19 protein-coding genes are annotated in these 18709 nt (G+C 40.6%); 11 read left to right on the top strand and 8 right to left on the bottom strand.

All coding sequences use genetic code 11. The features are described 5' to 3' along the window. Positions 1-47: 47 nt before the first annotated feature. Both sohB and PAT01_RS00485 read right to left on the bottom strand, forming a co-directional pair. Positions 48-1064 carry a protease SohB gene (sohB, locus tag PAT01_RS00490; RefSeq protein WP_064385519.1) on the bottom strand — a complete coding sequence of 339 codons (1017 nt, stop codon included), beginning with the start codon at positions 1062-1064 and terminating at the stop codon, positions 48-50. A gap of 100 nt (positions 1065-1164) precedes the next feature. Beyond that, positions 1165-3594: a VolA/Pla-1 family phospholipase gene (locus tag PAT01_RS00485; RefSeq protein ID WP_138578212.1), complete on the bottom strand. Its 2430-nt coding sequence runs from the start codon at positions 3592-3594 to the stop codon at positions 1165-1167. 227 nt (positions 3595-3821) lie between these two features. On the opposite strand from PAT01_RS00485, the gene PAT01_RS00480 reads away from it, so the two are divergent. Further along, the gene (locus PAT01_RS00480) at positions 3822-4568 is read left to right on the top strand and encodes a YciK family oxidoreductase (protein WP_004587787.1); all 747 of its coding nucleotides are present in this window, start codon (positions 3822-3824) and stop codon (positions 4566-4568) included. 229 nt (positions 4569-4797) lie between these two features. Here PAT01_RS00480 and rluB read toward each other — a convergent pair whose 3' ends face one another. From rluB to PAT01_RS00460, 4 genes are all read right to left on the bottom strand, one after another. After that, positions 4798-5667 carry a 23S rRNA pseudouridine(2605) synthase RluB gene (gene rluB, locus PAT01_RS00475; RefSeq protein ID WP_004587786.1) on the bottom strand — a complete coding sequence of 290 codons (870 nt, stop codon included), beginning with the start codon at positions 5665-5667 and terminating at the stop codon, positions 4798-4800. Then, positions 5664-6254 (bottom strand): SMC-Scp complex subunit ScpB, encoded by a 591-nt coding sequence (scpB, locus tag PAT01_RS00470; protein ID WP_024034031.1) that lies wholly within the window; start codon positions 6252-6254, stop codon positions 5664-5666. Before scpB ends, rluB begins: the two co-directional genes overlap by 4 nt. Before the next feature lie 151 nt (positions 6255-6405). After that, a complete protein-coding gene (locus tag PAT01_RS00465) occupies positions 6406-6927 on the bottom strand; it encodes an EF-hand domain-containing protein (protein WP_138578214.1) in 522 nt (173 codons plus the stop codon). 221 nt (positions 6928-7148) lie between these two features. Beyond that, entirely contained in the window at positions 7149-7580 is a 432-nt protein-coding gene (locus PAT01_RS00460; protein ID WP_004587783.1) for a hypothetical protein, read from the bottom strand. A gap of 241 nt (positions 7581-7821) precedes the next feature. Here PAT01_RS00460 and xthA point away from each other — a divergent pair, with 241 nt between their 5' ends. Genes xthA through PAT01_RS00445 form a run of 3 tightly spaced genes read left to right on the top strand, consistent with a single transcriptional unit; the run spans position 7822 to position 10078 of the window. Further along, entirely contained in the window at positions 7822-8628 is an 807-nt protein-coding gene (gene xthA, locus PAT01_RS00455) for an exodeoxyribonuclease III (RefSeq protein WP_096041844.1), read from the top strand. 5 nt (positions 8629-8633) lie between these two features. After that, positions 8634-9281: an energy-coupling factor ABC transporter permease gene (locus tag PAT01_RS00450; protein WP_138578216.1), complete on the top strand. Its 648-nt coding sequence runs from the start codon at positions 8634-8636 to the stop codon at positions 9279-9281. Continuing rightward, positions 9278-10078: a putative RNA methyltransferase gene (locus tag PAT01_RS00445; protein WP_029772082.1), complete on the top strand. Its 801-nt coding sequence runs from the start codon at positions 9278-9280 to the stop codon at positions 10076-10078. The genes PAT01_RS00450 and PAT01_RS00445 overlap by 4 nt, the downstream gene beginning before the upstream one ends. A 132-nt stretch (positions 10079-10210) precedes the next feature. Here the strand turns inward: PAT01_RS00445 and yfbV are convergent, their stop codons facing one another. Then, complete coding sequence (yfbV, locus tag PAT01_RS00440; RefSeq protein WP_054982400.1) at positions 10211-10657, bottom strand: terminus macrodomain insulation protein YfbV; 447 nt, start codon at positions 10655-10657, stop codon at positions 10211-10213. A 300-nt stretch (positions 10658-10957) separates the two neighbouring features. On the opposite strand from yfbV, the gene PAT01_RS00435 reads away from it, so the two are divergent. The 7 genes from PAT01_RS00435 (at position 10958) to PAT01_RS00405 (ending at position 17613) form a co-directional block, all read left to right on the top strand. Continuing rightward, positions 10958-12172: an acetate kinase gene (locus PAT01_RS00435; RefSeq protein ID WP_154944574.1), complete on the top strand. Its 1215-nt coding sequence runs from the start codon at positions 10958-10960 to the stop codon at positions 12170-12172. Between the two features lie 2 nt (positions 12173-12174). Beyond that, entirely contained in the window at positions 12175-14334 is a 2160-nt protein-coding gene (pta, locus tag PAT01_RS00430) for a phosphate acetyltransferase (protein WP_154944359.1), read from the top strand. 226 nt (positions 14335-14560) lie between these two features. Then, positions 14561-14950, top strand: a complete 390-nt coding sequence (locus PAT01_RS00425; protein WP_029772079.1) for an ACT domain-containing protein — start codon at positions 14561-14563, stop codon at positions 14948-14950. Beyond that, positions 14951-15448 (top strand): PTS glucose transporter subunit IIA, encoded by a 498-nt coding sequence (locus tag PAT01_RS00420; RefSeq protein ID WP_138578220.1) that lies wholly within the window; start codon positions 14951-14953, stop codon positions 15446-15448. A 4-nt stretch (positions 15449-15452) separates the two neighbouring features. After that, the gene (locus PAT01_RS00415) at positions 15453-15797 is read left to right on the top strand and encodes an ArsC family reductase (protein WP_054982397.1); all 345 of its coding nucleotides are present in this window, start codon (positions 15453-15455) and stop codon (positions 15795-15797) included. Beyond that, positions 15797-16927, top strand: a complete 1131-nt coding sequence (gene dapE, locus PAT01_RS00410) for a succinyl-diaminopimelate desuccinylase (RefSeq protein WP_138578222.1) — start codon at positions 15797-15799, stop codon at positions 16925-16927. The genes PAT01_RS00415 and dapE overlap by 1 nt, the downstream gene beginning before the upstream one ends. After that, positions 16927-17613 carry a M15 family metallopeptidase gene (locus tag PAT01_RS00405; protein ID WP_138578224.1) on the top strand — a complete coding sequence of 229 codons (687 nt, stop codon included), beginning with the start codon at positions 16927-16929 and terminating at the stop codon, positions 17611-17613. Before dapE ends, PAT01_RS00405 begins: the two co-directional genes overlap by 1 nt. A gap of 19 nt (positions 17614-17632) precedes the next feature. Here the strand turns inward: PAT01_RS00405 and PAT01_RS00400 are convergent, their stop codons facing one another. Further along, positions 17633-18505 (bottom strand): DMT family transporter, encoded by an 873-nt coding sequence (locus PAT01_RS00400; RefSeq protein WP_054982394.1) that lies wholly within the window; start codon positions 18503-18505, stop codon positions 17633-17635. Between the last annotated feature and the right edge of the window lie 204 nt (positions 18506-18709).

Genomic DNA, 18709 nt, shown 5'->3' with positions numbered 1-18709 from the left:
AAAAAACCCTTGCTAAGCAAGGGTTTTTTATTACTTTTAATAACGTTTTATGGGTTCATTGCTTTAAAACGCGACATTAAATTAACGCCTGCTTTATTTACAGAGCTACTAAGCCCAATTGCTAACTTATCACTTAATCCTTTCTTAATTTTGTATTTTACTTTGTATATTTGACGCTCAGATTGCTGTTCTAATAACGCATCATCACTGGTTTTAATTACATCAACTAAGCCCTTTTCAATTGCTTGTGTTGCAAACCAGTGCTCGCCCGTTGCCACATTATCAATATTAAGTGTTGGCCTTTGACTGCTTACAAACTCTTTAAACAAACCATGTGTTTGCTCTATTTCATCACGAAACTTTTCGCGGGCTTTATCTGTGTTTTCGCCGAACAAGGTTAACGTACGTTTAAATTCGCCTGCTGTAATTTGCTCAAACTCTACATCGTTTTTCTTTAAAATTTTATTAAAGTTAGGTATTTGTGCAATTACACCAATAGAGCCAACTATAGCAAAAGGAGCCGCTAATATTTCATCGGCCACACAGGCCATCATGTAACCGCCACTCGCTGCTACTTTATCAATAGAAACCGAAAGCTTAATTCCTGCAGTTTTAAAACGCTGTAATTGCGATGCAGCTAAACCATAGCCATGCACCACGCCGCCCCCACTTTCTAAGCGAACTAATACTTTATCTTTCTCAGGATTAGCGATGGCAATAATTGCGGTCACTTCTTCGCGTAGGCTTTCAACTTCATGAGCGTCCATACTACCTATAAAGTCAATAACATATAGGCGTGGCTTCGGCTCATCATTTGCCGCTTTTTTAGACTCGACTTTTTGCGCTTTATGATGCGCTTTTAACTCTTTTTTAGTTAAAGTATTTTCTAAAAAGCTGTGTTTTAAGTCATCTAGTTGCTCAGACAAATCGTCTATTTCTATGGCTCCTTTTTTAGCTTTAGGCTTTACTGCTGAACCCACAATAAGGGTTAAAATAATTGCAATAGCAATAACAAAGGTAACCGTTTTAGCAAAAAACAAACCGTATTCGTATAAAAATTCCAACTGGTCTCTCCATTTATAAATTTAAGCTAATTTATCATGCTTTATAACAAAAAAAAGCCACTAAACAGTGGCTTTTCAAGGTTAATAAGGTATTTGCTGATTAATCAGTCACAACCTCTGGGTTACTGACTAATAACATACGCCCGCGTGCAGCTAAATAAGTAGCTACTTGGAGCTGCATTTCAGCGTTTGCTGCTGCACTGCCCTCAACAGTTGCCGCTTGGGCGTCGTCTTGTGCTGGCGTTAAAATTGAGCCATGGTGCCCTTTTGTAAATTTCACCAAATAACTCGCCGGGGTTTCACTTAGTGCTTGTGAAGTGCTTACTGTTTCAAGCCCCATTAATGTTGCTAACGGAATTGTGCCCGATATAGGGTTATTTGCTGCCGCTGGCGGAATTACTTGGTCTGGTTTGTTATCTGCGCCATCGCCTACAACTACATTAGTGTATACAGGGGTACCTAATGCATTTATCGCTGCTGCGTAATTTGTTGGGTCTCCGCTATCAAGTGCGGTTTGCGCTGCAAAAGCAAACTCGGTCATTACCGCTTGAATGTTAGCAAGTTTTGTAGTTTCCCCTGCCGTAGTAAGTGAGGTTACATACGCCTGGTAGCCACAAGTTAAAAACGCTTCCATATCTGGTAATAATGTACCACAGTTTGAAATAGCATCTGCTTGTAAAAACTCGTTGAACTCTTGCGATTCTGCTGTACCAGCTTGCGATAATACAGAGCCTTGAATAAATGGCCCAAACGCAGCCGATTCAAGTAAAAAGCTTGCTATACCGCCACCGCCACTGGCAAGTGCTACCGTGTTTACCTTAAATAATGGGTCAACTGTATCTGCAAGCGGAGTATTAGCCTGAGCTATAAATGCAGGTGCAACAATAGAGCCTAAAGAATGCCCTACATAGGTTACATCTTGTGCGTTAATCGTCGCATCATTAATAAAGTTTAAACCTAAGCGTAAGCCTAATAAATCTGCTGATGATTGACGCAAGCTATCACGAGCCACTAACAACGAGTTTAAGTTCATGTAACTTAGTACTGAGCCCGTCGTCGCATTAAAGTCATCTGTCCCATCAGCATCAACATCTACACCACGCTCACCATGGCGAGGATGGTCAATCGCCGCTGTGGCAAAACCTTGAATTGAAAGTTGTGCAGTGAGTGCCAACATGCTTTCTTTGTCTGTTGTTATACCGTGTTGCATAATAACAACTGGCCAACCAGTTTCTGGCATTTCAATTGGATCAAGACCTTGTGAATCACGAATAAAATTAATAACCGGTAAAATAGGTTTGGTTATTTGCACTGGCACATTCGCCATGCTTTGCACTTTAGGAATAGAGTTATACTTAGTTAAATGACGCGTAGTGTCTAAACCTAAATCACGCAACTGTCCGTCACTTAACGCAGCACAAAGCCCATCATTATCGCTAATTGGCTCTGCAGGGAAAGCTTCGCCTGCTGCAGCTTTGTAACCTAAAACAGCTACCGCGTTGTCACACATACCTTGCCAATATGTATCATTTAAATCACTTATTTCAGTGCCTGTTGGGGTGCCTAAATACATAGGTAACATAACGCTACCTTTTAAATATTGCACACCAGAGAACGCATCCGATACGCTAACACCCGCAGCTGCAAATACTTGCTGCACATTTACCATTGCTTGTTCAGGTACACTTACCATTGGTGTTGGCAAAGCATCATTTTGTAAGCTAGCTGCCAGTAAGTTTTTAATTGTGCCAAGCACAGGACCCGCTGATTGAATGGTCATAGCAGCAGAAAATATAATATCATCTTTAGTAATATCACCTGAGCTTACAACCACATTCTCATAGCTATTTACTGCCGCTTGAAGACCAAGCTGAGCATCAGTAATTAATGGCGCTTCTTCACTTACAGAAGCGTAAGTAGAAGAAGGCTGAATAGAACGCCCTTGAGAGTCTTTTAATCCAGTGGTTAATACATTTATGTATGAACTTCCTGGTGTGAAAGGTTTTAATGGGATAATAGCAACTGCGTCGCCTGAGGCTTGAGAAATAAAGTCTACGCCGTAGGTTAATTCACCTACCAATTTACACGCTGAACCAGCTGTAACAACAGCACATTCTGCATCAGTTAAGCTTGCGCCCATAACCACTTCAAAAATTCTTACTGTACCAGGCGACGCTGCAGAGGTTTCATCAAGCGATACACCTGTAGGGAAAGTTAAATCAATTTTGTAAGGCACTTGCGATGACCAGCCATCTAACGCACCTAGCGCTAATTGCGGATCTGCATAAGCAGTGCGAGGCACAGAGACGTTATCATCGTCTAATTCACCTGGAATATTAATTGTGCCGTCTTGAGTGCCGCTCATTAATAAATCGTTAGGGACAGATAAAACCCCATTCGCAGGGTCAAAGGTCACCGTGGCATTAGGTATTATGGTTGCAGTATCGTTTTTAACATCTTCTAATGTTTCTCCGCCGCCACAACCTGCTAACGCAGCTGTAACCGAGAGTGAGAGTAGCATTTTTTTCATATTGTTGGCTCCGCACATATCTTTATTTTTATAGTGTGTTCGTTCAAAGTAAGTGTGTTTAATCAGTGTAGTAAAGTTAAAACAATGTAATCAGTTTATTAATGAGACATTAGACCAGTTAAACTTAACGTAAAGTTTATAATTCCGCCACCTAAATTTTCAATAAATTCGATTACTTGACGATTTGCTATGTTAAAATCAAAAAAATTTTATAAATTGGTATTTATATGCAAACTTATCAAGCAACTCCAAATGCACTTCAAAATAAAGTAATTTTAATTACAGGTGCCGGCGATGGTATTGGCCGCGTAGCAGCAATTACCTACGCAAAGCATGGCGCGACAGTTATTTTACTTGGTAAAACAACAAATAAGCTCGAATGCGTTTACGATGAGATTGTCAATGCTGGTTACCCTCAGCCTGCTATTGTGCCAATGGACTTAAAAGGCGCGACAAAACAAAACTACCGTGATTTAGCAGCTACAATCGAAAGTCAATTTGGCCGATTAGACGGCTTATTAAATAATGCCGGTATTTTAGGGTCGCTAGGGCCACTTGAGCACTTTTGCTCTTCTACGTTTGAAAACATCATGAAAGTGAATGTTACTGCGCAAGCAATGATCACCAAAGCGCTATTCCCTGTGCTGCGTAAATCAGAAAATGCCTCTATTGTTTTCACTTCATCAAGCGTTGGCCGTAAAGGGCGCGAATTTTGGGGGCCTTATGCAATATCTAAATTTGCAGTTGAAGGCATGATGCAAACATGGGCCTGCGAAGTAGGTAAAACCAATATCCGTGTAAATTGTATAAACCCTGGCGCAACGCGTACCTCTATGCGTGCATCAGCGTACCCAGGGGAGGATCGCGATAAGCTTGCTACCCCAGAAGATTTAATGCCAACGTATTTATATTTAATGAGTGATGACTCGAGTGATGTAAACGGTGAGTCTCTCGATGCGCAACAAAAAAAGTAAACTACATTTTTAATTATAAAAAAAGCCGCATATATTGCGGCTTTTTTGTCGGTAATCTTTTTGTAATTATAGCTATTCACTTAATTAAGCGAGCTCTTTTAAGGCTAGAAAAACGTGTTGTTCGCTTGGCAAAAAATTCGCTATTTAGCTGTGCTAAATGAGCATTTTTTTACCTCGGTAGCGACACGTTTAGCCCCGCAAAATGATTAAGTATTATTACGGATTGGTATTACTTACGCTTAGTTTGCTTAACACGTTGGTTATGCTTTTTAACCGCTTTACGAATTTGGTTAATTTTAGCACGCTTGTCTTTGCGTTTTTCAGGCATAACCGACAGTTTAGTTTGTGTTTCGCGGCCTAATTTAACGGTTTTGCGTAAATAGTTAACGGTTTCTAAATCAAGTTCAGCCCAGCCACCTTGAGGAAGGCGCTTATCTAGCTCTAATTTTCCGTAACGAATACGAATAAGTCGCGATACTTCTACATCCTGCGATTGCCATAAGCGGCGAACTTCGCGATTACGCCCTTCGTTTAGCGTTACATTGTACCAACGGTTAATGCCTTCGCCACCCAGTGATTTAACCGTTAAAAATTTAGCCGGACCATCTTCAAGCTCTACGCCACGCGTTAGGTTTTTAATGGTTTCATTGGTCACTTCACCGAATACACGGGCTGAATATTCACGCTCAACTTCATAACTTGGGTGCATTAAGCGGTTAGCTAACTCACCATCGTTGGTAAATAACATTAAACCAGCTGTGTTAATATCTAGTCGACCAACAGCAATCCAACGCTCACCGTCTATGCGTGGTAAACGGTCAAAAACAGTACGACGTCCTTCTGGGTCTTTACGTGTACTTAATTCCCCTTCTGGCTTGTTGTACATAATTACACGACAAATACGATCGGCTTTTTCTTCAATCTTTACGCTGTGGCCATCAACACGTATTAAGTCTGTTTCCTCAACACGGTCACCTAATTTAGCCACTTTACCATTAACACTAACGCGGTTTGCATCAATGTATTTTTCCATTTCACGTCGTGAGCCTACCCCTGCGCGGGCTAGGACTTTTTGTAACTTTTCACCTTGAATACTCATTCGGATGGTTCTCTCACAGAAGGATCACTTAATAACTGGTTTATTTTACTTTCCTGTTGCGCTGGCAATGCAGGGAGTTCATCTAAACCGGTTAACGAAAAATAATCTAAAAATAATTTTGTTGTTGCATAAAGCGCTGGTTTACCAGGTACTTCTTTATGCCCTACTACTTTAACCCACTCTCGCTCAAGAAGGGTTTTAATAATTGCTGATCCGGTTGTTACGCCTCGTACTTGCTCTATTTCACCACGCGTTATTGGTTGCCTGTAGGCAATTAACGACAAAGTTTCTAGTAGTGCGCGAGAGTACTTAGGTGCCCGTTCTTGCCATAAATTACTAAGCCAAGGGCTTAAACTACTACACGCTTGAAAGCGATAGCCACTGCCTACTTCAACTAGCTTGATGCCACGTGTTTGGTAGTGGGTATGTATAGCGTCTATTGCAGTGTTAATTCGTGACATGGAAATAGCTAAATCAGCAAGTACAGTATCTTTTAAGTGGCGTTTGCTAACAGGTTTGTCTGCGACAAATATAGCCGCTTCAATGATCTCAATTAATTGTTCATCACTAATTCGACGACCCGCCATAATATTTTGCTTTGCCCTTTAAAATACGTAGCCATCTATTATGACAGAACATCGCAAAAGGGGGAAAATATATCTGCTTTTAAAACAAATTAAATGCACAAAAAAGCCAGCAATTAATGCTGGCTCTTATGTGTAGCGTATTTAGCTAATATTAGCTGTTTTTATAATGCTTTAGTGCATCATCTTCAGCAACGGCTTTACCGTATTTGCTAATGTAGCCTTTAAACTCACCTTTACTGATGCGTTTATCATTGTTGCCATCCATGTAACCAAAATGGTTTGAAATATCATCATCGTCAGCTTCTTCTACTGAGATGTAACCATTTTTGTCGTTATCTAAACTTCCAAAATCATTTTCGATTTTATCAAATTTAGCTATTTTAGCTTTAAACGCCGACTCACTTACTTCGCTGTCAGTCGCTACCTTACCGGTATTTAACTGCATGTAAGTGTTAAATTCTTTACGACTGATCTCGTTATCCATATTGGTATCAATATTTGAAAAGTGGCCCCAGATGCTATCGTCATCTGCTTCTACTTTTGAAATATAACCATCACTGTCGTTATCTAAACTTGCAAAATCGCTATCGATTTTTTCAAGGCCTTGGTTTGAGGCACATGCGGCTAAACTTAACGAAGCTAAAATAGTTGTTGCGAGTGTTAACTTTTTCATAAGACGTATCCTTGTAGTTAGTAAATGTCACTTTAACTAATACAAGTCCAATGCCAAAGTGCACAAGCCGCCAACAATCAATAGGTTACGTGTATTTAGCTTATTTTATATACATTAATCAACTACTTAGCTTTGCAATGATTGCTGCATACCTTGTAATTTTTGCAAAAAAATACCCAGTACAAACTGGGTATTATTTTAATCTACATGTTACCGCGCAATTAGATTGCTGCGTTTTGGTAACGCTTTACAAATTCAGTTACGTTTTGTCCGTTACACTTTAATGAGTTTAAGTTACCGATTTTTTGGCGAACAGGCGCAAGGCCTTGCTTTAACGCTGTGATACATAACTGTGTTTCTTGGTGTGCATCTTTTGCAAACACTTCAACTTTTGATTCAGCAGCTTGGTTAGACGTTACTTTTTTAGCAATGTCGCGAATATCTTGACCATTACATAAAACACTTTTAGAAAAACGCGATAAGTATACACCGTGTTGTGCTGCTTCTTTACGCGCTGCGCTAAAGCCTTCATTTGCACTTAATACACATAATTTAGATTCAAGTTTATTATCTTGGCTAAAGTAAGTGTTGCTTTTTGCTGATACAGACGCAGAGGCTAATAAAGCAGTAGCTAAAAGTAATTGTGTTTTCATGAGAGAGATCCTATTTGAACGACTAAACAAGTAATTTTTGCGCATTATATATTCAATAATTACGAGATCAATTGAATTTTTTATTTATTTAAATAATTAATAAAGCATTTACAATGTTTAAACTTTACGCACCAATTGATCAACATTTGCGCAGCTATTTTCTCATTTCGATCATGTTATGTAGGCTTATTTACTGATACAATTTAGTTATAAAAACAGAGTCTAATTAAAGGTAAATTTTATGAAGGTTATTTCTTTCAATATCAATGGTCTGCGAGCTCGCTTACACCAGTTACAAGCAATTATAGATAAACACCAGCCAGACATTATTGGTTTGCAAGAAATTAAAGTTCATGATGAGGCGTTCCCTCTCGAGGACGTACAAAAAATGGGTTACCACGTTTATTTTCATGGTCAAAAAGCGCACTACGGTGTGGCAATGTTATGCAAAAATGAGCCTAAATCGGTCTTAAAAGGTTTTGCCAGCGACACTGAAGAAGCACAAAAACGCATGATAAGTGTGACAGTTGAGCAAGAAAATGGCCGCGACCTAACGGTAATGAATGGTTATTTCCCACAAGGCGATAATATAAATCACGAAACAAAATTCCCTTATAAGCGCCAGTTTTACAAAGATTTAATGACCCATTTAGAAACAAACCACACGCCCGATGAAGACGTTATCGTTATGGGCGATATCAATATTTCGCCTACCGATTTAGATATTGGTATTGGTGAAGTAAACGCTAAACGCTGGCTTAAAACAGGTAAGTGCTCGTTTCAACCAGAGGAGCGCGAATGGCTTGCTAAATTATTAAATTGGGGCTTTAAAGATACCTTCAGAGAGCAAAACCCTGATACAAGCGACAAATACTCGTGGTTTGATTATCGCTCTAAAGGGTTTGTAGATAATCGTGGCCTACGCATTGATGTTGTACTTGCTACCCATGCCCTTGCCGAGCGATGTATTGATACCGGCATAGATTACGAATTACGCGGCATAGAAAAGCCCTCTGACCATGCGCCAATTTGGTCAACCTTTAAATAATTGCTATGTTAACGCTTAAAATGCAAGGGCTACTTTGGGCCCTTGTTTTAATTATTACCTTTATAAGCGTAGAAAAAAATACCTATAAAGCACTTTATAAAACGCCTGCACGGCAAATAGGGGTACTTGCGTGTGCGTTAGTGTTTGCCATGTTATGGCAAATTAAAGCGGGTATTTTAAGCGGTCTTGATTTACACATTTTAGGTGTAACTGCCGCAACGCTAATTTTAGGGTGGCGCCTTGCTATTTTAAGTAGCCTACTGGCCAGTGCCCTATTGGCAGCTTTTGCAAACATTGATCTTAATCTTTTGCCCATGCAAATACTGTTTGGTGCATTTATTCCTACATTATTAAGCTACCTTGGCTTTATAATGAGTTATCAGTATTTACCGCGTCACTTTTTTGTTTATATTTTTGTATGCTCTTTTATATTGGCAGGCTTTATTGCATGTCTAAAAATAAGCTTTGGGGCTTTGTTTTATTTGCTTATAGGGCAATATAATTGGCAGGAATTGGCAGATAATTACGTATACCTAAGTGCTATCATTTGGTTTCCTGAGGCAATGCTCAACGGTATGGCCATTACGCTTTTGATCACTTATCGGCCACACTGGGTCAAAACTTTTTATGATAAGGACTACCTAGACTCATGAGTCTGCAATACCAATGCCCTTTATGTAACCACGCACTTTTAAAACATAATTCATCACTTCGATGTGACAACAATCACACCTTCGACTTCGCCAAAGAAGGCTATGTAAATTTATTACCGGTGCAACACAAAAACTCAAAGCAACCGGGTGATTCGCTCGAAATGGTACAAGCAAGGCGTGCTTTTTTAGAGCAAGGCTTTTACGCATTTTTACAGCGCGCATTAAGTAATATAATTAGTGAGCGCAAACCAAACGTGCTAATAGATTTAGGCTGTGGCGAAGGATTTTATACTCATGCCATTGCCGATAAAATAGAGGCGCAGGTATACGGCGTCGATATTTCTAAATCAGCCGTAAAATATGCAGCAAAGCGATACCCACAATGTCATTTTAGCGTTGCATCAATTAGCCAGGCGCCTTTTAAGTCAGGCACTGCTGACGTATTGCTGAGTGTTTTTGCGCCTTTGTTTGAACAAGAGCTGGCGCGTTTAGCAGCGCCAAATGCCACATTAGTAGTTGCAAGCCCAGGGCCGTGGCATTTAAAAGAGCTTAAAGAATATATTTATGCAGATGTAGCAAAACACACTGAAATTGACACGCCAAGCGGCTTTATAAAAGCAGATCAAAAGCTCATTACAGAGCAGGTTACGCTTAATTTTTCAGATATTAAAAATTTAATAATGATGACACCATTTGCGTGGAAATTTAGACCTGAACATTGGCAAACTCTTGAAGAAAAAGGCGCCCAAAGCGTCACCCTATCGTTTTACATTACCGAGTTTAGTAAAGCCGATTGATGTTTTAATAACGAGTGTTAGTGAGGAAGTTACTGCCCGGCTATATTGAGTCAGCTCATATGCCAGAGGGAGTGTTATAAATAAATAGAGCAAAGCGTGCGCTCTGCTCATACACTTATAGATAAACGCGCTCTAAAATTGCTCTTTAGTAAACGCTTTATCCATTTTATCAAACATGTCTTTTAATAAGTGTGCAAGTTCCATATAACGGGGCTTGTTTTCGCTTATTTGGGCTTGGTAGCCATTTGCCACCATTTTGGTATATAACTCGTTGTACCATTTTTGCATGCTCGGTTCTAATGGTGTTTCGGCTCGCTTACCTAACCAAAACAAGCCTTGCAACGGCAACGATAAAAAAAACAATGCACTGGCAATCGCTTGCGGTAAAAAATCGGGGCCTAAATAGTTAAGCTGAAAAAATAACGTAAGCATGGCTAATATTGGCATTACAGTAATTGCCAGCTCGGTTGCCTTAATTACTTTAAATTCGTTAAACAACGGTGCTAACTCTTTACGCATAGGCCATTTTTTTGCATATAACCTACCCGTTTGTAATTGTGACATCACACTTTTTTGCATCATGACTCCTCACATCTAAACTTTTAAACCCGTAGCGCCTGCTTGCCACTGCCTGTAAGTGTAACACAAATAAATAGCTTCACACTTTAGCAGTAAAAGTTATTGTTTTTGTATATATAAGCAACTAAACACTAAACTAAATTTATTAACTGGGTTAAAATACGCATCTTATAAATTAGACTTTAGTCGCTTTTTTATCACCTATATGGTGGCTAAGTTTACCTTTAATTTGCACCTTAAGTGTATTGTTCATATCTTAACGTACACTTACTAAATTTATTGTTTATGGAAACTGTATCTATGCCAACTGCGCCCTCTAAATCACAACACGTTTTAGTATTAAACTGTGGTAGTTCGAGTTTAAAATTTGCCATTATTGATGCTGATAACGGGCATGAAATTATTTCGGGCTTAGCTGAACGCCTAGGTTCAGAAAATCCATCTATTAAATATAAATACCAAGGTGATAAAACCGTTATCACCTTAGCTGCTAATCAAGCGCATGGTGAAGCAATTAATACGCTTGTGAGCCTAATTAAAGATCACCACTTAGATGAGCATTTAATTGCCGTAGGCCATCGTGTTGTACACGGTGGTGAGCACTTTACTCAATCTGCATTAGTGGATGAAAAAGTCATTGCGGGTATTTCAGATGCTTCAAGCCTTGCCCCTTTACATGGCCATGCAAACTTACTGGGTATTTCATCAGCGCAGGCTTCGTTTGCTGGTTTGCCCCAGGTTGCTGTTTTTGACACTGCATTTCATCAAACCATGGATAAAGTAGCCTACTTATATGCACTCCCTTACAAGCTATACACAGAGCACGGTGTTCGCCGTTACGGTATGCACGGCACAAGCCACTATTATGTAGCAGGCCAAACCGCTAAATTAATTAATAAGCCTGTTGAGCAAAGCAATTTTATTAGTGCGCATTTAGGTAATGGTTGTTCTGTGCGTGCAATTAAAGGCGGTAAAAGTGTAGATACTAGCATGGGCTTAACCCCGCTTGCTGGGTTAGTAATGGGCACCCGCAGCGGTGATATCGACCCTGGTTTATTTAACTTTTTAACAACACAACTTAATTATGATGCAAAACAAATCGACAACTTACTGAATAAAGAAAGTGGTTTGTTAGGTATTAGTGAACTGTCTAACGACTGCAGAACCATAGAAGAAGCCGCTGTAGCTGGCCATGAAAAAGCCGCCCTTGCACTTGATATTTTTTGCTACCGCCTTGCTAAGCAAATTGCCGCCTACATGGTGCCATTACAGCAGTTAGATGCGCTTATTTTTACCGGTGGTATAGGCGAAAACTCAGATATTATCCGCGAAAAAGTAATCACACAACTGGCGTTTTTAGGCCTAGATTGCGATAAACAAGCCAACTTAGATGCGCGATTTGGTAATGAAGGCATTATTAGCTCTGACAACGCGATCACTAAAGCGGTTGTAATGCCAACTAATGAAGAATGGGTAATAGCCCTTGATGCCGCTAACATTGTGAAGGAGCTTTAATTATGGCACGTCGTATTATGTTAATTCCGGTTTCTACGGGTGTTGGTTTAACATCTGTTTCTGTCGGGTTAGTGCGTGCGCTTGAGCAAAAAGCCGTGAAAGTTAACTTTTTCAAGCCAATTGCCCAGCCACGTACGGGTGAAACAGGCCCTGAAAAATCAACTCAAATTATTATGCAAGGCTCATCAATTACCCCACCAACTCCCTTTGCATTAAGCTATGCAGAGCAAATGATTGGCGATGGTAAGGGCGATGATTTACTTGAAGAAATAGTAGAGCGCTTTGAAAGTAAAATTAACGATGATGAAGTGGCTATTATTGAAGGTATGGTGCCTACTCGCCGCCAACCTTATGCTGGGCGTGTAAACCGCGAAATAGCCCAAACTCTGGGTGCCGATATTGTATTTGTATTAACCCCTGGTAATTACACCATTACGCAAATTGAAGACCGTTTAGAAATTGCTGCTGGGTATTATGGTGGCATTGATCACCCGCGGGTTTTAGGCTGTATTTTTAACAAAGTGAATACCCCGCTTGATGAAGAAGGCCGCGCCCGCGCTGATTTGGTCGATTCATACAAAGCAGAAGAGCTCGATAACGAATTAAACCGTTTAGCTTCTTTACCTATTTTTAGAAAAAACCCATTTATGCTGTTAGGCGCCATCCCGTGGGACTTTGATTTAGTTGCGCCGCGCGTTAAAGATTTAAGCGCGTATTTAAAAGCCACCATAATTAACGAAGGCGACATGCTACACCGTCGCTTACGCCGTATTACATTTTGTGCGCGTACCGTATCAAACATTTTGAACCACTTTACACCGGGCGCATTATTAGTCACCCCGGGCGATCGTTCAGATATTTTAGTCGCTGCGTGTTTGTCGGCCATGAACGGCACTAAAATTGGTGCTATTTTACTTACCGGTGGTTTTGAACCAGAGCCGCGTATAATGGCGCTGTGTGAACAAGCAATGCAAACAGGCTTGCCTATTTTAGCCACAGAGGCCGATACTTGGCGTACATCATTACTACTGCATAATTTTAATATGGAAGTACCAAGCGATGATGACCAACGTATTGAAAAAGTAAAAGATCACAACGCAGAATATATCGATTCTGATTGGCTCGATACGCTTGCAAAAAATGTTGGTAGAACACGTAAGCTCTCTCCTCCTGCGTTTCGTTATTTACTTACAGATAAAGCCCGTAAAGCAGCTAAAACAGTGGTACTTCCTGAAGGAAATGAGCCGCGTACTATTAAAGCCGCGGCTATTTGTGGACAACGTGGTATTGCCAAAACAGTATTACTTGGCGATCGCGATGAAATAATGCGTATTGCCGAGCAACAAGGTATTGAGCTTAACGAACATGTAAGTATTGTTGAGCCAAAATCGGTGATTAACGACTATGTTGCACCTATGGTCGAAATTCGTAAAAGCAAAGGCTTAACAGAAGTCGTAGCACAAGAGCAATTACAAGATAATGTTGTACTGGGCACTATGATGCTTGAGCAAGGTAAAGTCGATGGCTTAGTATCTGGCGCTGTTAACACAACAGCTAATACAATTCGCCCACCGCTGCAGTTAATTAAAACCGCTCCAGGGTCATCACTTGTATCGTCTGTGTTTTTTATGCTGCTGCCTGACCAAGTACTGGTATATGGCGACTGTGCAATTAACCCCGACCCTAATGCAGAACAATTAGCAGATATCGCTATCCAGTCAGCTGATTCTGCAGCTGCGTTTGGCATAGAGCCACGTGTTGCCATGATAAGCTACAGCACAGGTACTTCTGGCTCTGGCGCCGATGTTGAAAAAGTGCGTGAAGCCACGCAAATTGCTCAACAAAAACGTCCTGATTTAATTATTGATGGGCCATTGCAATACGACGCTGCGATTATGGAAAATGTTGCTCTTAAAAAAGCACCAAATAGCCCAGTAGCCGGTAAAGCTACGGTATTTATTTTCCCAGACCTTAATACCGGTAACACAACCTACAAAGCCGTACAACGTAGTGCCGATCTAATCAGCATAGGGCCTATGCTACAAGGTATGCGAAAGCCCGTTAACGATTTAAGCCGTGGCGCATTAGTCGATGACATAGTGTACACCATTGCACTTACGGCTATTCAAGCAGCTCAAGTTGAAGCGCTCGAAAACGCCTAAATCAAACTAGTGCTTTTTATAGCCTAGCTAATATTTACTTATTAATTAGTTAGTTAGGCTATTTATACCTACCAATTCCCATACTTATCCACAGAAATTGTGGGTAAGTTTTAAATCCTTATTACCCACAGTCACACAGCCTTTATTTTAGTGGCTGTTACACCTTTAATTTAAAGCCAATAATCTATACTATTAACTGACTCTATACGCTGTTTGCAGGTTATTAATGTCAAAACAAACATTACAATTACACAGCACGCTGTTGTCAATTCATAGTTTAGAAGTGGATGCAGACATTCCTGTAGCGCTATTAAAATTACCCCTATTTTTTATTTCTAAAACTCATGATGAGCTTTCTATTGTTTGCCCTAGTCATTTTGCTATTGAGTGTTTAGATACAGAGCCTGATTGGCAAGCACTTGAAGTGGTTGGCCCGTTGGGGTTTTCTTTAACGGGGATTATGGCCAATATATCTGGCGTGCTTGCAAAGGCTAATATTTCTATCTTTTCTATCTCAACCTACGACACAGATTATATTTTGGTAAAAAAACACACTGCGCAGCAAGCCATCACTGCACTTAAAAAAGATGGCTACAATTTAGTAGTAGATCAATAAATGAGAGCAGCCTCTATCGAGTTTTTAGCGCAAAATAAGCTCCCCGCCAGCGCATTAAAAATTACCAGCCCCTTTAGCGGCAAAGTCATTGATTTGAACCTGCACCCTGAGCCCTTTTTTAAATTTTCTACCCTTGGGCCAACTATGTTGGTTGCATTAAGTAACCACAAAATTTTAGCGCCCTTTGATGGCACTTTAATGCAGGTTAAAAATGCAGGATGTGAATTTATTTTCCAAGCAAATAACGGTTTAAAGGTTCTCATTAACTTGTCACTACCGGCGCAGCAGCCTATTACACACACACATATTGCACAGCTAAATGGCAGCAAAATAAGCAAAGGGCAGCGCTTAGCTTACTTTGATTTACGCGAACTTAAATCGCCCTTACTGGCCAGCTTAGTGCTATTAAATGGCCATAACTTAGGCACTTTTCATTATTCACACACGCACGTAAATGCGGGTGTAGACCCCCTTTTAACTATTATTAAGAAGAACTAAACCTATGATCACTCTTTACGGCATTAGTAATTGCGATACCATTAAAAAAGCCAAAAAATACCTCGCCGACAACAACATAGATTTTACCTTTCACGATTACCGAAAAGACGGTGTAAACGAGCAGCTTGTAAGCGAATTTGCTGAGCATATTGACTGGGAGCAATTAGTTAATAAGCGTGGTACAACCTATCGTGCACTCTGTGATGAGCAAAAGCAAAACCTAAGCAAAGACACTGCTATAACATTACTTGTAGAGCAACCAGCTATGATCAAGCGCCCAGTACTTGTTAATAACAACAGCTACCACTTAGGCTTTAAAGCAGCGCAATACGATGAGATATTTAAATAATGACACATGAAGTAATTGCACTTGCACAAGCGCTTATTCAGCGCGAGTCGGTAACCCCTGAAGATGCGGGTTGCCAATCAATGATGAACGAGCGTTTAAAAGCCCTAGGCTTTAATATTGAGTCATTATTTTTTACCGATACACTCAATACATGGGCCCGAAAAGGAAACCAGTCGCCACACTTTTGTTTTGCAGGCCATACTGATGTAGTCCCTACAGGACCTGCACAAAACTGGCAGCACCCGCCATTTTCAGGCTTAATTGAAGATGGTTTGCTGCATGGCCGAGGCGCAGCGGATATGAAGGGCTCTCTGGCAGCAATGCTTGTTGCTACTGAGCGCTTTGTGGCTAAAAACCCTGATCATAAAGGCTCTATCTCATTTTTAATTACCTCCGATGAAGAAGGCCCCTTTATCAACGGCACAACCAAAGTAATAGACACGCTTGAAGCACGTGGTGAAAAAATTGATATGTGCTTAGTGGGTGAGCCTTCATCGCGAGATGTACTCGGTGATGTAGTAAAAAATGGCCGTCGTGGCTCCCTTACTGGCTTTTTAAAAGTAAAAGGTGTGCAAGGCCATGTAGCCTACCCCCACTTAGCGCAAAACCCAATTCATTTGGCTGCCCCCGCTATTACTGAACTTAGCCAAACCGTGTGGGACAACGGCAATGAATTTTTCCCTGCAACCAGCTTCCAGGTATCAAATATAAATGGTGGCACGGGGGCCGGGAATGTCATACCGGGCGAGCTTGAGGTGCAATTTAATTTTAGATTTAGTACCGAAGTAACTCATCAGCAACTACAAGAACGGGTTAATGCTATTTTACAAACGTATGACTTAAACTACGAATTAAGCTGGATAGTAAATGGCTTGCCGTTTATTACCGAGCATGGCCCGTTAGTTGATGCCACCGTAAATGCGATTAAATCTGTCACGGGCTTAACCACTAACCTCGAAACCACCGGGGGTACATCAGATGGGCGCTTTATAGCGCAAACAGGCGCAAAAGTGATTGAACTAGGCCCGCGCAACGCCACTATTCATAAAGTAGATGAATGTGTAAGCACCGATGATTTAATCGCTTTAGCTGATATTTACGAGCAAATTTTAGAGCAATTGTTAACCTAATGGCACTCGATACCAATACATTAGCAATGTGTATCACTGGACAAAGTGATACACATCTCACTGAGATTCAATCGCATCGGTTACATACTGATATTATTGATGACTTTTTAGCCCTGCAAAATGGCGCTAAAAACGCTGGTTTTGAGCTGACTATTGCCTCAAGTTTTCGCGATTTTAATCGCCAAGCTATGATTTGGAATAACAAGTTTTTAGGTATACGCCCTGTTTTTAATAAACAGCAACAGATAGTGGATTTAAGCAAGCTAAATGAACTGGAAAAATGCACGGCTATTATGCTTTACTCTGCCATGCCAGGGGCTAGTCGGCATCATTTAGGAACCGACCTTGATGTGTATGATACCGCCGCAATTAGCGATGATTATAAGCTGCAACTTACCCCTGATGAATACCAACATGGTGGGCCATTTGCGCCACTCAGCCAGTGGCTTGATAAAAATCTAGCTAAATATGGTTTTTATCGCCCCTACAAACAGGATTTAGGCGGCGTAGCACCTGAACTTTGGCATATTAGCCATATTAAGCAATCTCAGCGGTTAGTAAACACATTGAGCGAAGCGATGCTTTACGAATGTATAAGCAACAGCGATTTAGAGGGTAAGTCAGCTATTTTAGATAATTTACCAGCGGTATATAAACGTTTTATAACAAATGTAAGCCCGCCTTAATAGCGGGCTTTTCTTGGCATTACCGCGCTGTATGCTTATTTAATATAAACACCAATACCGAGCCGAGTATTAGTGAGCTTGCAATAATAAACTCCACTGTTACCTGCTCAGATAAAAACAACATACCAGCGATAGCAGCCAGTACAGGCACACATAACTGTACGACCGCCGCTTGCGTGCTTTTTAGTAGCGGCATGGCCACATACCAAATACTGTAACCAATGCCTGATGCAATGGCACCCGAGGCGCACGCTAGTAACACCCCTTGCATACTTACTGTTTTTAAATAGCCTATTGCTACAAGTAATAAAACAGGAATAGCCACTAAGCTTCTAATAAAGTTAAAGGCGGTGGTCCGCAGCGGCGATACACACGCTTTACCGCGTATACTGTAAACGCCCCATGCAACGCCACTTAACGCCATAAGCGAGGCCCCTAACAAAGAAGGCACAGCGGCAGAGGGCAACATTAAATACACAAACCCAGCTAACGCGACAAAAAAAGCCCCCCACTGCAATTTACTTAGCTGCTCTTTTTTATATATGCCCCAACCAATCATGGTAAGTTGCACCGCTGAAAATAAAATAAGCGCACCGGTGCCTGTATCTAGCTCTATATAAGCAATAGAAAAACAAAGTGCATATACCAATAAACTAATACTGCTTCGCCAACTTCCGGTATCACTTAAAATAGCGTCATTAAGCGCCCCCTTACGCTTAAGGTTATACGTATATACAGCCATAATTAAGCCTAAACACACGGCACCACTTACGAGCCTGATAATTGTAAAATTCCACGCATCAATATAACCTTGCGCTAACGCCATACGGCAAAGTAAAGAATTTGCCGCAAAGGCTATTAATGCAACGAGGGTGTATAAAGTGGCTTTCAAAATCGCTCCTTAACTAAAACCTTATAATGAGATGCTTTAAATTGGCTTGCTCAGCCAGCGCTGTATTTAAACAGCTGAGCCATTTAGCTGTAAAGCGGTATTGTTGTAATTACTCTAATCTTATTCGCAGCATTATAACTTTATATACTGCTAAATTGCTGTAATTACGCGTCTACCCTCTGGTATTCACAAGCTATTCATGAT

It is taken from the genome of Pseudoalteromonas atlantica, from assembly GCA_007988745.1.
GTDB lineage: Bacteria > Pseudomonadota > Gammaproteobacteria > Enterobacterales > Alteromonadaceae > Pseudoalteromonas > Pseudoalteromonas atlantica.
This window is presented reverse-complemented; position numbering and strand designations above follow the sequence as displayed.

Excerpts from the sequence above, each read along its gene's own strand:
- pta (WP_154944359.1), top strand. The coding sequence starts at position 12,175 with ATGGCACGTCGTATTATGTTAATTCCGGTTTCTACGGGTGTTGGTTTA.
- PAT01_RS00435 (WP_154944574.1), top strand. The coding sequence starts at position 10,958 with ATGCCAACTGCGCCCTCTAAATCACAACACGTTTTAGTATTAAACTGT.
- PAT01_RS00425 (WP_029772079.1), top strand. The coding sequence starts at position 14,561 with ATGTCAAAACAAACATTACAATTACACAGCACGCTGTTGTCAATTCAT.
- PAT01_RS00450 (WP_138578216.1), top strand. The coding sequence starts at position 8,634 with ATGTTAACGCTTAAAATGCAAGGGCTACTTTGGGCCCTTGTTTTAATT.
- yfbV (WP_054982400.1), bottom strand. The coding sequence starts at position 10,657 with ATGCAAAAAAGTGTGATGTCACAATTACAAACGGGTAGGTTATATGCA.
- xthA (WP_096041844.1), top strand. The coding sequence starts at position 7,822 with ATGAAGGTTATTTCTTTCAATATCAATGGTCTGCGAGCTCGCTTACAC.
- PAT01_RS00445 (WP_029772082.1), top strand. The coding sequence starts at position 9,278 with ATGAGTCTGCAATACCAATGCCCTTTATGTAACCACGCACTTTTAAAA.
- rluB (WP_004587786.1), bottom strand. The coding sequence starts at position 5,667 with ATGAGTATTCAAGGTGAAAAGTTACAAAAAGTCCTAGCCCGCGCAGGG.
- PAT01_RS00460 (WP_004587783.1), bottom strand. The coding sequence starts at position 7,580 with ATGAAAACACAATTACTTTTAGCTACTGCTTTATTAGCCTCTGCGTCT.
- PAT01_RS00485 (WP_138578212.1), bottom strand. The coding sequence starts at position 3,594 with ATGAAAAAAATGCTACTCTCACTCTCGGTTACAGCTGCGTTAGCAGGT.
- PAT01_RS00415 (WP_054982397.1), top strand. The coding sequence starts at position 15,453 with ATGATCACTCTTTACGGCATTAGTAATTGCGATACCATTAAAAAAGCC.
- PAT01_RS00465 (WP_138578214.1), bottom strand. The coding sequence starts at position 6,927 with ATGAAAAAGTTAACACTCGCAACAACTATTTTAGCTTCGTTAAGTTTA.
- dapE (WP_138578222.1), top strand. The coding sequence starts at position 15,797 with ATGACACATGAAGTAATTGCACTTGCACAAGCGCTTATTCAGCGCGAG.
- PAT01_RS00480 (WP_004587787.1), top strand. The coding sequence starts at position 3,822 with ATGCAAACTTATCAAGCAACTCCAAATGCACTTCAAAATAAAGTAATT.
- PAT01_RS00405 (WP_138578224.1), top strand. The coding sequence starts at position 16,927 with ATGGCACTCGATACCAATACATTAGCAATGTGTATCACTGGACAAAGT.
- scpB (WP_024034031.1), bottom strand. The coding sequence starts at position 6,254 with ATGGCGGGTCGTCGAATTAGTGATGAACAATTAATTGAGATCATTGAA.
- PAT01_RS00420 (WP_138578220.1), top strand. The coding sequence starts at position 14,951 with ATGAGAGCAGCCTCTATCGAGTTTTTAGCGCAAAATAAGCTCCCCGCC.